Genomic DNA, 12,938 nt, shown 5'->3' on the forward strand with positions numbered 1-12,938 from the left:
ATGTTCGGTTGCGGTGAGAAGATATCTGAAAACTTTTTCGTGTGGTATCTAACACTTGTAGATCCTCCTAAATCCTCCTTAAAAAGGAGGACTTTGAGTAATTTATCCCCCCTTGGAAAGGGGGGTGAGGGGGGATCTTGATCAATTCTGATACTTCTCAGACATCCTCTGAAGAAACTCAACCTACGTAAGTATGAAGATTATATGTTAAATAGAATACGTCTTCTTTTTAGCCAGTTTTTTCAAAATTCTCAAACAATCAATAATGAACCTTTAAATAAGGTAAGTTTGATTGTAATTATTTTAGTTGATATTTTTATTTTAATCAATGTTTTTACTGGTTTAGATCATATTAGTAGATGGCATCTCAGCCCATATCAAGTTTATCCATGCTATTCAGAATGGAATACCTATAAAAAACAAACTACTCAGGATAAAGACTATGAAATTATTAGGAATTCATTGCCATATAATACAAATACTCAACCCAACTTTAGGCAAAGATATCAACAAGAAGAAATAGGACATTTGGGTAAGGTGTCGGAAATATGTTTGAACTATGGTCAAGCTAAAGATAAAGCTAATAATGCCGAAAATCGCCAAACTCTAATAGCTATAAATCAGACAAAAGATAATATCAATAAATTAGCGCAAGCAAATTTAAATATTCGTAATCAATATGATTCAACGCTGTTAGAAAAAATTGCTGGACAGTCTCCAGGAAATTCTATTAATCAAGTGGCAGCAGAAAAAGCCAAACAAGAATTAGATAATAATAACCGTAAAATTTCTACATTTAAACAACAAATGGTTAGTCTGCAAAGCCAACTGCTGACGAAACCAGAAATTATTGATTTTTTATCTTTTCTAAAAGATGAAACTAAATTTACGGAAGTTGACAAAGGCTATCAAAAGGCATCTTTTTGGTATCCTAGTCTCCAACTGATATTTCAATCTATTTTTCTCCTTCCTTTAATTATTATCGCTTTATTAGCTTACAAATTTAGCCAAAAGAAAGGATATGGAGTCGTAGCTTTAATTAGCTGGCATTTGCTGGTGATATTTTTGATTCCGTTGATTTTGAAAATCTTTCAATTTCTGCAAATTGGTGCAATTGCAGAATTTATTTTCAATCTAATCAATAAGATATTTGGTAGCTTGCTGTTTCTGATTAGTTATGTTTATATCTTTTTAATTCCTCTGGTGGGTTTTGGGCTGATAAAATTATTACAAACATTTGTCTTTAACACTAAATCTCAAGCTGCTAAAAGAGTCCAAAAATCACAATGTATTAACTGTGCAAAAACCATTAAAACTCGTGATGCCCATTGTCCTCATTGCGGTTATTATCAATATGTAGAATGCCCTAATTGCCATAATTTAACTTACAAAAAATTGCCTTATTGTTATCATTGTGGAACTGATCAAAATCCCAGCCATTCCTAAAGAATAATTAATAATTTGTAGGCATATATAGGACTAATATTTGATTTTTGAAATATACGTAGGGTGGGTATTGCCTACGCCACGCAAGCTATCAAATATCATTTATGATTCCTATGTATCTATTGTTTATATGCCTCTGCGTTCTCTGCTTCTCTGTGGTTCATTAATATAACTACCTTAAGCGCAGTAGCAATATCTGTATTGGTAGAACAACTACTTTCACTAATCTGATAGACTATCCTAAATTTAAGATTTTATAAAAGTTGGCAGCGCAAAGCTAATAATTAACTATGAGTGAAGCCTTATTTAATGTTGAAAATCTCTGCGTAGCTTATCCCCAACGTAACAAAGAAGAAGCAAGCTGGGCTGTTGATAATGTATCTTTTTCACTGCAACCAGGTGAAAGAATGGGTTTGGTGGGAGAGTCTGGTTGCGGGAAATCTACTATTGGAAGGGCAATCATGCGTTTGTTACCTGCCTCTAGTCGTGTTGAGGGTAAAGTAAATTTTCAGGGAAAGTCTGTTTTAGATTTAACACCAGTTCAGATGCAGAAGTTTAGGGGTGAAGCCGTAGCTTTGATTTTTCAAGATCCGATGACGCGTCTTGACCCGTTGATGACGATTGGTAATCATTGTATTGAAACTTTACAAGCCCATTCACCGGATTTATCAAAACAACAAGCGAAAGAAAAGGCTTTAGCGACTTTGGAGAAAGTGAAAATTCCCGCTAGTCGTTGGAGTCAGTATCCCCATGAGTTTAGCGGGGGAATGCGTCAACGGGTAGCTATTGCACTGGCGCTTCTCCTCAATCCTAAACTCATTGTGGCAGATGAACCCACAACCAGCTTAGATGTCACGGTTTCTGCACAAATTCTGCAAGAATTAACGCGATTGTGTGCTGAGGATAATATGGGATTGTTGTTGATTTCCCATGATTTAGCAATGGTGGGAGAATATTGCGATCGCATTGGGGTGATGTATCAAGGTAAAATGGTCGAAATGGGGAAAACGGAAACTGTATTTAAACAACCCCAACATGAATATACCCGTTCTCTATTAAAAGCAGCTTTGCATATTCAAGCTGTCAATGATAATGAAGAATTGGCAATTAATAATAAAGAAGCAAGCCAATCACCAATTCTAAAAATCACAGAACTTAAGCAACATTATACCATAGAACCAAATTTTATTGAACGCTTATTTAAAGGAGAAGGACAAACAATTAAAGCTGTAGATGGAATTAATTTAGAATTGTATCCCGGAGAAATTTTAGGATTAGTAGGTGAGTCTGGTTGCGGGAAAAGTACACTTTCTAGAACCATTTTACAATTAATTCATGCTACATCTGGGAAAGTCGAGTTTTTAGGGCAGGAATTAACCAAGTTGTCACCTCAAGAAATTCGTTCTTCCCGTAGACAAATCCAAATGATATTTCAAGATCCCCATGCTTGTTTAAATCCAGCGATGACGGTGGGAAAAAGCATAGCAGATCCTTTATTAATTCACAATTTAGCTAATACCATACAAGCCAAAGAACAGGTTCTATGGATGTTAGAAAAAGTGGGTTTAAGACCAGCAGAACTTTATTACCAGCGTTATCCCTCTGATTTGTCTGGGGGACAACAACAACGGGTAGCCATCGCACGGGCTTTAATTACTCGTCCTAAACTGGTAATATGTGATGAACCGGTAAGTATGTTAGATGCCAGCGTACAAACACAAGTTCTCGATTTGATGCTGCAACTAAAGGCAGAATTTGAGTTAACTTACCTATTCATTACCCATGATTTATGGTTAGCGAGGTTTTTGTGCGATCGCATAGCCGTGATGAATGGTGGTAAAATTGTCGAACTAGGACAAACGAAACAGATTTTTGCTCATCCTCAACATCCCTACACCCAAACCCTATTAGCTGCTGCACCTTTATTAGCCAGAGCATAATCAAGAGTCAGAAGTAAAGATACTCACATCTTGCACCTTCTCAATAAGGGTACGGTGGGCATTGCCCACCCTACGCAATAATAAGGGTTGTAGACTTAGATTTTCGCAATAAGATAATGGTGCAAGATATGATGATAGATATTCGCTGTTCCCAATTACCAATCACCAAAGTAATTAATGTCTAAAAATCCATCTTCTAAACCTTACACAACCAATACCAATCAATCAGATAAATGGCAAGAGAGAGTAGCACAAATAGCATATCGCTTCAATCAACAATATCAAAATCAAAAATTTGAAGTACCAGAAGAAGTACAAGCAATGCCAATATTTCGGGAATGGACTACTGGCATATTAAACGATAGAATTGTATCGCCTTTCTGGGAAATTGCTCAACCTCAAAAAAACCAACATTGTTTAGATATTGGTTGTGGTGTCAGTTTTTTAATCTATCCTTGGCGAGATTGGCAAGCATTTTTTTATGGACAAGAAATTAGTAATATTGCCAGAGATACTCTTAATTCTCGTGGTTCTCAATTGAACTCAAAACTATTCAAAGGAGTGGAGTTAGGAGCATCACATCATTTAAACTATCCTTCAGAACAATTTGACTTAGTAATTGCGACGGGGTTTAGTTGCTATTTTCCCCTAGAATATTGGAATGCTGTATTGTTGGAAGTTAAACGGGTATTGAAACCAAGTGGACAATTTGTGTTTGATATTCTTAATTCACAACAGCCTTTAGCAGAAGATTGGGCGGTTTTAGAAACTTATTTGGGTGCTGAGGTGTTTTTAGAATCTACGACAGACTGGGAAAAAACAATCAAAGCTGCGGGTGCTAAGGTAATTAAGCGGCAATTAGGAGAATTATTCGAGTTGTACAAAGTCAAGTTTTGAGATCAAATTCAGGATATTATATAGTAGTTTTGATTCGTGAATCAATCTAAGTATTTGTAGGGTGGGCATTGCCCAACAAAACCACGGTAGTGTGAGCAATACCTAACAAGATTTTATCTCCATTTATATTGAATAAAATCAACAGAAAAGCTGATAACTCTTCCTGTGACAGTGTATTATTTGTGAAGATTTAAAAACAATTTTCCCAAATAGCAGCAATGATTATTCGCCATGCCAGAGAAACTGATTTACCTGCCATTGTAGCAATTTATAACGCTGCGGTTCCCAGCCGCATGGCGACAGCCGATTTAGAACCTGTATCTGTGGAAAGTCGTCTGGCTTGGTTTAAAGGACGAGTACCTTCACAACGTCCTCTATGGATAATTGAGACAGAAGATGTAATTGCGGGATGGTTGAGTTTTCAATCATTTTACGGCAGACCGGCTTACCATTCAACTGCGGAAATTAGTATTTACATTTCCCCACATTTTCAGGGATGTGGTTTGGGAAAGCAACTTTTAACAAAAGCAATTCATGAAAGTCCAAATTTAGGTTTAAAGACTTTAGTAAGTTTTATTTTTGCTCACAATCAACCGAGTTTAGGATTATTTACATCTTTTGGTTTTCAGCTTTGGGGACATTTGCCGAGAATTGCCGATTTAGATGGAGAAGAAAAGGATTTAATGATTATGGGTTTACGAGTTGGGGACTCAACTACATCTGCAACATAGTTAAATAAATCTTACCTGGAGTCTGTTAGGATTACAATATGCTAAATCTTCTCACTTTTTCTCAGAATAAACTGGAATTATTCACCGCTAGGGATGTCGATGCAGTACTGACAAAGATTGATAATTCCTGCAATATATGGTTGCGCTGTATTAACTTCCGCGATCGCACTGGAACAGCTAGAATTATCAAGTATTTTGGACTTAATCCATCTCGTGTTGACATGATTTTCAACTATTCCCCTATCGGAATTGATGAAGATATGGAAGATTGTTTATTTAACAGCTATGAAATTCTGACTCATCAAATCAAAAATCGTGAGTTTGAGGTAGCCCGTGGGAGTATTGTAGTAGGAACCAATTTTATCATCACCTTTGAAATCACAGAAGTAAAAATATTCAGTATCCTCATGAACAATCTTCAAAAGCGAAATTTAGATATTCAAAAGTGGGGAGTTGACTATATTTTATATTTTATTTTTAAAGATATTTTGAATAATTATCATACTGTATTTGACTATATTTCTAGAAAGCTTGATGATTTAGAAGATGAAGTTTTAGATAAATTGGGTGATGACTCAACTTATCAGAAAATTGCTACAATGAGGCAATCTACTCGTGTTGGAAGGCGCAATTTTCAAAGCATAAAGTCACTTTTGGTTATGATGGATTACGATGATTTCCAATGGATTACCCCACCTGTGAAAGCACTATTTAATCAAGAATTGGTTCATCACATTGATAATCTCTGGCAAGAATATCTGGCTTTGAGATCGTGGATGTCAGAATTAATGGAAATTCAACGGGATAATGTGGCCAGTGAAACCAGTGAACGAATTAATCGTCTAACTATTCTCTCAAGCATATTTTTGCCCATCACTTTTATTTCTGGCTTCTATGGTATGAACTTCAAATATATGCCGGAATTAGAGCAACCTTGGGCTTATCCTGCTATTATCAGCATCATGGCATTAATTGTGATTGCTAGTATTGTCTATGCTAAACGACAACGTTGGTTGTAGTCAGCAAGATTGATGACACTGCGGTAGAAATCAAGCTACCATTTAAAACTACGTAAAAAGTTAATGAAACAGGATTTTTAATTTTTTAATTTTTAATTGTTTACACCCTATCCCCAGCAGGTGGTACAATACCAAACCTATTTAACCCCGCATCAATATCTCTCAACAATTTAAAATCATCTTCTGGTAAAGGATAACTATTACTACTAATTAAACCGCCCATTGGTTGTTTTTCCAAAAATGAAAATGCTTGCCGAAACTGTTGAGGTTCTGCCTTAATTGGGGCATCAAAATGACAAGAAATAATCCAATTAAAATCCCAATTAGCAATTTTATCAGCCCAGTTTATAGTTTCTCTGGGTGCGCGATTTAAAATCAAACTTTGTAAAATTGGTGCAACGAATAAACGTCCGTTTCCACGCAATACATCAAATGAATTTTGCCAATTTTCTTGCCATTGGAAGGGGAAAAACCCAAAATAGGCTTTTTTAGAACGTTCTGGAGCTTTCTGGGCATCCCTCAACACTTCACCCCATGTGGGGATTGCTAACACACTCGGTTGAAAATACAAGGCAAATAATGTTACACGCTGCCATCCCTTACGGCGATTGGCTTGGGTATCTGCAACTACGTCAGAGGCTTTGTCTTTGGCGTGGTACAACAACGGATATGGATCGAGTTGGACGATGGCTGGTGGGTCTGCTGGTACAGAAATTATGGTATCTGTAAGTAAGAGAGTGTGCGATCGCTTGTGGAAAAAAGCTACCTCTGCAAACTTACCAGGCCCCAAATCAATGGCTCCCAATATGGCATAATCAAAATCATCAGCAAAAGGCGCTTCTTGGCTATTTTCCGGTAATACCTGAGTCCGTTTTCCAGGTAAACCCAACCAACTCAAAGGTAAGTTGAGAGGAAAACTCCATTGTTCGGGTGCAACAAATACCTGTGCATTGGCAAAGCATCGCGCAAAGGGGCCAACAAATACTTTATGTTCTATTCCCGATATAGTCGGCAAAATAATATACTTAACATCACCGTGTTCTGCCACCAACTCATTTACCAAACGGATACATTCTCCCGTTGGTGCGACCGGTGCATAAACCAGCAAACCACCATTTTCTAGCTTCACTACAGTCATGCGAATTGGCACAACCACGTAGAAAATTCCTTGTAACTGATCAAAAGTCCAGATGGTATCTTTGAGAACTTCTTTACGGATTGTCCGACGTTTACCATATGGGTAAATTGGCACAACAGGCCAAAACCGCCATGAAAAGTCCTGGGGATGAATTTGTTCTATGTCTTCACTTTCAAGCACTTTGCGAACCTCTCCCAATTCCCAATGCTTAGATTTTGATTTGCACTCTTGAATTTGGAGTTTAGCAAATTATTGAGGTAATAATTTAATTTTTCATTCAATTTTGTCAAAAATTAAAGTAGCATAATATAGCAGCCGCAAAATTGCTATGACTATAATCACTGCTAAATTGACTATTGAAGACTATCATCCAATAATTGCTTCTGAAAATAACTCCGGTTTTGGACGAGGATTTAAACCTCCGACTGAAACTATTTTAAATATTGAATTGTTAACTTGCAGACTTACTTAAGTTTTGGCAACTTAACAAAAGTTATATCAAGTTAGCAGACAATTTATCTAAAAATTACTCATGAGAAAGCGGTACTAGTTAATCCAGATGAGGAAAGTTAAGGACATCTATGTCGAACGAGACTATTTTTGCAGATATTCAAAACCATTGGGCAAAAGCATCTATTCTTGCTGCGGCTGAGAGAAATATATTAAAAGGTTATCCAAACGGAAGTTTTCGTCCAGATGCACCTGTGACTCGTGCTGAATTTGCAGCGATTATTTACACAGCCTTACCAAAACAGCCATCATCTCGTCCGGGGATTACCTTTACAGATGTACCCGCTAATCATTGGGCAGCTAAAGCGATCGCTCTAGCATATCAGACAAATTATCTATCTGGGTATCCCAATCGTTCTTTCCAACCCAATCAACCAATCCCCCGTGTGCAAGCTTTAACAGCTTTAGCTTCAGGTTTAAATTATAGGGCGACAGAAGAGCCGATCAATACGTTGAAAAAATATTATGATGATTTTGGGCAAATTCCCAGTTACGCTGTAAGTGCGATCGCAGCCGCAACTGAAAAGGGCATAGTTGTTAACTACCCGAACATCCGACGCTTGCAGCCCAATACAAACGCTACTAGAGGCGAAATAGCCACATTTGTTTGTCGAGTTTTGGCAATTCCTACAGTACCTTACAAGTATCTTCCTGGTATACAATTGTTCGTAATTCCTCCACAATTTGAGTCTGCTGATACTTTTGTGGGAGGATTGGCACGGGTCCGAAAAGATAATTTGTGGGGTTATATCGACAAAACCGGAAAATTTGTAATTCCCGCACAATTTGATGAAGCTAATTCTTTTTCTGAAGGATTGGCATTAGTAAGAGAAAATATCAATAAATCAGGCTCAATCTAATTCATGGAAATTCGCGGTATTTGGATTACTACAACAGCCAGTCAAGTCTTTAACTCCCGACAAAATATTGCCGAGGCTATGAACTTTCTCGCCGACATTGGATTTAACGTTGTCTTTCCTGTTGTCTGGAATAACGGCACAACAACTTATCCCAGCCGAGTCATGCGAGAAAACTTCGGCATAGAAATCAATCCGCGCTTTCAAGGTAGAGATCCTTTAAAAGAATTAATTGAAGAAGCAAAACGAGTTAATTTAGCTGTTATCCCTTGGTTTGAATATGGCTTTGCTAGTTCCTATCAAAAAAATGGAGGGACAATAATCGCTAAAAAGCCAGAATGGGCAGCGCGTGACTATGCTGGAAATTTGCTTAATAAAAATGGTTTTGATTGGCTAAATGCACTTGATATCGAAGTACAGAACTTTCTCCTAAGTTTATTTATAGAAGTTGCTAAAAACTATGAGATTGCCGGCATTCAAGGAGATGATCGCTTTCCCGCTTTACCAAGTGAAGGTGGTTACGATCAAAAAACTGTAGAACGCTATCGTCAAGAATTTAATCGACTACCACCAGAAAATTCTAAAGATCCACAATGGTTACAGTGGCGGGCTGATATTCTTTCAAATTTTTTAATTCGCTTCTACCAAGAAATAATTAATATCAATCCTGAATTAATTATTTCCATGTCTCCGAGTCCTTATCCTTGGAGTTATGAAAACTACCTGCAAGATTCTCAAACTTGGGTTAATCTGGGATTAGTTGATTTAGTTCATCCACAGTTATATCACCGAGAATTAGAATTTTATAAAAGAGATATAGATAGACTCATAACTACTCAATTTACCAAACAACAATTGCCCCAACTAATTCCGGGTGTTCTTTTAAAAAGTAGTTCATATCGAATTGATACAGAACACTTATTTCAGGCGCTAAAACATAACCGTTCTGTAGGTATTCAAGGAGAAATTTTCTTTTTCTACGAAGCTTTACGAGAAGATAATAATGCTTTAGCTAATGTTTTAAAATCCAGTATTTACTCTCAACCCGCTGGAAAATTTGACCACAAAGAAATTAAGAAGTATAGCTTTAACCAGCGACGAATAAATAATAATTATGCTTACATAAATAAATCCCAGTCAATTATCCTGAAGGCAAAATTTGATTGGGTTGAGTCATTTTCTGATGGTATGGCATCTGTCAAAATGGGTTACAAACACGGTTACATTGATAGAACTGGTAAACTTGTTGGCAGGCTTCAATTTGATACTGCTGCACCTTTTTCAGAAGGATTAGCCTTGATAAAAATTAATAATAAATATGGCTATATTGATAAAAGTGCTAAACTGATACCTACATTACAATTTGATGAGGCTAAATCATTTGCTGAAGGCATAGCAGCAGTCAAAACCGCTAATAAATGGGGTTATATTGATAAAACAGGTAAACTTGTTATTGCTGCTAAATTTGATGATGCTAAATCATTTTATGAAGGCATAGCAGCAGTGAAAACCGCTAATAAATGGGGTTATATTGATAAAACAGGTAAAACTATAATCCCATCTCAATTTGACGATGCTACAGCTTTTTCTGAAGGTTTTGCATTAGTTAAACTTGGTAATAAATGGGGATATATTGATAAAACAGGAAAATTGATTATCAAGCCGCAATTTGATGAAGCTGATATCTTTTCAGAAGGTTTAGCTCCTGCTAAAATAGCAGGTAAATGGGGATATATTAATCAGTTTGGTGAGTTTATAATTCCCCCAAACTTAGATTTTGCTAAACCTTTTTCTGAAGGCATGGCATTAGTGAATGTTGGTGGAGAATTAAAGCAAGATCAGGAACAAGAGAAAGCTTCTTTGATAGGTGGTAAATGGGGATATATTCGCAAACCTTAATAATCCTCAATTGCCATAACTAGACAAGTCTATTCTATTTCACTTAGTCTGAAAAATATTTTGCACCATTTTCTTCTCCACCCTATCAGCAGCATTATCCAACTCTATCACCTCACCATCACTTAAAACCCAACCCAAAGCGCCAATATTCTCTTTTGCTTGTTCCACATTTTTAGCTCCAGGAATGGGAATTGTACCTTTACTAATACACCAATTAAGAGCAACTTGAGACATAGTTTTATTTCTAGTATTTGCTATTTCCTGCAAACATCCTAAAAGCGGTTTCATTCCTGGTAATAATTGTTTACATAACAAACCGCGAATACCTTTAGGAAAAGTACCTTTTTCGGAAAACTTACCTGTTAATAAACCCAATGCTAAGGGACTATAAGCAATTAATTTAATTCCCAAATCATCACAAACTTCTTTCAACCCTAATTCCGTCACTGGATAGGTAGATAAAAGAGAATATTGCACCTGCAAAGTTTTAATTGGTACTCCCCTCTCCTGAAACCTTTTATGTACCCATTGCAGTCGTTTTGTACCGTAATTAGATAATCCTACACCTTTCACCAAACTTTGCTCATACAAATCTGCTAAACCATCTAATAAACCAACTTCTTGCCAAGGTGCATAATTAGCTGTAGACCAATGCATTTGCACTAAATCGACATTTTTGCCCAAACGTTTTGCGGAAGCATTACAAGCTGATATAATTGATTTTCTTGTCCATCTCCAAGGGTAAGCAGCAAGCTTAGTGGCAATGCAAATATTGTCTTTATTTATCCCGTCGTATTCTCTGGCAAAACGCCCTAAAAGTAACTCACTACGTCCGTTTAATCTTCCCGTGCCGTAAGAATCACCAGTATCAAACAGGGTAACACCATTACTCACACACAGATTAAATACCTGTTGTAATTGGTCGTCCATGCTTTCATTGTATCCCCAGAGGAGTTGGTTTCCCCATGCCCAAGTCCCGCAACCCATAGTTGGGAGGGAGAGTTTTTCATTAGTTTGCATCGTTACTAGCTATAAAAAGTGCATATATTAGCAGTTTAGTGTAGTTGGGGTGAGCGATCGCACTAATAGTTAGGATTCAGGTCTAACTAAGTTAGATGATGATGCAGATGTTATCTTGTATCTCAATTTAATTTAGTAAGCCTCAAATCTTCTACTATCGTAGTAAAAAGTTAGAAAAGTATCATCATCAACCAATATTCCTAAAATGATATCGAGATTTTCTCGAAAATAGGGACTACCAGATTCTTCGTCATTACTAATAATATGCTCATCCAGTATTTCTACAACAATAGCTGGCTGATTTTTATAAGGGTATTTTCTATTCTTGAGGTTGGCTTTCCATTTCACTAATTGTCCTACTTGAAAAGAATCTTTTTTAAGGAAATTATTGCAAGCTGTTTGTAGTTGAGTTATGTATTCTTCTCCATAACTTTCTTTCTCTGTGGCAATTTCTTCTTCGTCTTCTTCAAAGTTGCCATTTTGGAGAGATTGCACTAATGCACCTATTAAGTCTTGGCTAGAATTTTGTTTTTCACTCATACGAATTATTTAACTCCCTATCTAGAATAAGCTAATTGATCACTTTTTGAATGATAATGACCTGGTATTTTAACACTTGTTTTAAATGCTCCACGATTTATTTTTCCAGGATTGGGAAAGATGTAATTATTATGTTCGTTCGATTCCAACATTAATTCTGGCAGAAAAGACGCGATTTCCTTGCTTATTTTGCTTAATAAGCTAGTTTGACGCAATCTAATTTCTTCTTTATTTTTTACTCCTTCTACTACATAAAATATTTTAGGAGGCAACAAATTATAACTAGCAGGTACAACATCCTCTAACCACCAGTCAAATAACTCACGTCTGCCATAAGAACCTGGAAAAATAGCATAGCCTTCTAAGCAATCATATAAAATTTCTAAAATTGCTTCTACTGCTTGGTCATAGTTAATAACTCTCATCGCATTATAAAAAACATCTAATGCCTCACTAATTGCTTGGTAATTCACTCCTTTTTTTTGAAAATAAGATTCATGAGACTTGAATATCTCATTAATTGATTCATCAAGTATATTTTGGGGAAGATGCATACTAATATTAATTGTTCCATTAATAGTCTTGGGTAACAAAACAGATATTATATTAATAATATGTCTGGGCAAGGAATTATTTGGATCATAGTATTCCAGAGTAGGCTCTACTGCTAAAACTAAAATGAGTGTCATCCATAGATAGCGACAATGACTGAATGTCTTATCTCTGCTACGAAGCACTTCTAAAACTGCATTTAAATCATCTTGTAATGAAGCATTTTTACCTGCCTCTGGTTCATATAATTCTTCATAATGTTCTAGCTTAATTTGGTTCAATAAAACATGAAGAGAATCAGGTATTGTATTCAATTCATACTGGTTGAAATTTGTAAATCGACTTGATTTTAATGTCATAATAATTTCCTCCCTTTAAATAACTTTGAT

General features: G+C 36.3%; 12 protein-coding genes. 8 read left to right on the forward strand and 4 right to left on the reverse strand.

The window, feature by feature from the left end; genetic code table 11:
- The first annotated feature begins 204 nt into the window (after positions 1–204).
- The 5 genes from H6G59_RS14070 (at position 205) to H6G59_RS14090 (ending at position 6,033) form a co-directional block, all read left to right on the forward strand.
- On the forward strand, positions 205–1,446 hold the full coding sequence (locus tag H6G59_RS14070) for a hypothetical protein (RefSeq protein ID WP_190715382.1): 1,242 nt from the start codon (positions 205–207) through the stop codon (positions 1,444–1,446).
- 290 nt (positions 1,447–1,736) lie between these two features.
- Entirely contained in the window at positions 1,737–3,386 is a 1,650-nt protein-coding gene (locus tag H6G59_RS14075; RefSeq protein WP_190715384.1) for a dipeptide ABC transporter ATP-binding protein, read from the forward strand.
- Between the two features lie 177 nt (positions 3,387–3,563).
- Positions 3,564–4,283, forward strand: coding sequence for a class I SAM-dependent methyltransferase (locus H6G59_RS14080; RefSeq protein ID WP_190715386.1), 720 nt, complete (start codon positions 3,564–3,566; stop codon positions 4,281–4,283).
- Positions 4,284–4,501: 218 nt separating this feature from the next.
- Positions 4,502–5,014: a GNAT family N-acetyltransferase gene (locus tag H6G59_RS14085; RefSeq protein WP_190715389.1), complete on the forward strand. Its 513-nt coding sequence runs from the start codon at positions 4,502–4,504 to the stop codon at positions 5,012–5,014.
- A 38-nt stretch (positions 5,015–5,052) separates the two neighbouring features.
- Positions 5,053–6,033: a magnesium transporter CorA family protein gene (locus H6G59_RS14090; protein WP_190715391.1), complete on the forward strand. Its 981-nt coding sequence runs from the start codon at positions 5,053–5,055 to the stop codon at positions 6,031–6,033.
- A 100-nt stretch (positions 6,034–6,133) separates the two neighbouring features.
- On the opposite strand, the gene H6G59_RS14095 is transcribed toward H6G59_RS14090, so the two are convergent.
- Positions 6,134–7,351: a DUF4336 domain-containing protein gene (locus tag H6G59_RS14095; RefSeq protein ID WP_190715393.1), complete on the reverse strand. Its 1,218-nt coding sequence runs from the start codon at positions 7,349–7,351 to the stop codon at positions 6,134–6,136.
- Between the two features lie 148 nt (positions 7,352–7,499).
- Here H6G59_RS14095 and H6G59_RS14100 point away from each other — a divergent pair, with 148 nt between their 5' ends.
- The 3 genes from H6G59_RS14100 to H6G59_RS14110 all read left to right on the forward strand — a co-directional run bounded on the left by H6G59_RS14100 (position 7,500) and on the right by H6G59_RS14110 (position 10,437).
- A complete protein-coding gene (locus tag H6G59_RS14100) occupies positions 7,500–7,643 on the forward strand; it encodes a hypothetical protein (RefSeq protein WP_190715395.1) in 144 nt (47 codons plus the stop codon).
- 109 nt (positions 7,644–7,752) lie between these two features.
- Positions 7,753–8,541 (forward strand): S-layer homology domain-containing protein, encoded by a 789-nt coding sequence (locus H6G59_RS14105; RefSeq protein WP_190715398.1) that lies wholly within the window; start codon positions 7,753–7,755, stop codon positions 8,539–8,541.
- Between the two features lie 3 nt (positions 8,542–8,544).
- The gene (locus H6G59_RS14110) at positions 8,545–10,437 is read left to right on the forward strand and encodes a WG repeat-containing protein (RefSeq protein ID WP_190715400.1); all 1,893 of its coding nucleotides are present in this window, start codon (positions 8,545–8,547) and stop codon (positions 10,435–10,437) included.
- Positions 10,438–10,476: 39 nt separating this feature from the next.
- On the opposite strand, the gene H6G59_RS14115 is transcribed toward H6G59_RS14110, so the two are convergent.
- The 3 genes from H6G59_RS14115 to H6G59_RS14125 all read right to left on the reverse strand — a co-directional run bounded on the left by H6G59_RS14115 (position 10,477) and on the right by H6G59_RS14125 (position 12,908).
- Positions 10,477–11,457, reverse strand: coding sequence for an aldo/keto reductase (locus tag H6G59_RS14115; protein ID WP_190715402.1), 981 nt, complete (start codon positions 11,455–11,457; stop codon positions 10,477–10,479).
- A gap of 132 nt (positions 11,458–11,589) precedes the next feature.
- Positions 11,590–11,997, reverse strand: coding sequence for a hypothetical protein (locus H6G59_RS14120; protein WP_071189102.1), 408 nt, complete (start codon positions 11,995–11,997; stop codon positions 11,590–11,592).
- A 17-nt stretch (positions 11,998–12,014) separates the two neighbouring features.
- Positions 12,015–12,908, reverse strand: coding sequence for a hypothetical protein (locus H6G59_RS14125; protein ID WP_190715404.1), 894 nt, complete (start codon positions 12,906–12,908; stop codon positions 12,015–12,017).
- Between the last annotated feature and the right edge of the window lie 30 nt (positions 12,909–12,938).

Source organism: Anabaena lutea FACHB-196 (genome assembly GCF_014698305.1).
In the GTDB taxonomy this organism is placed as follows: Bacteria; Cyanobacteriota; Cyanobacteriia; order Cyanobacteriales; family Nostocaceae; genus Anabaena; species Anabaena lutea.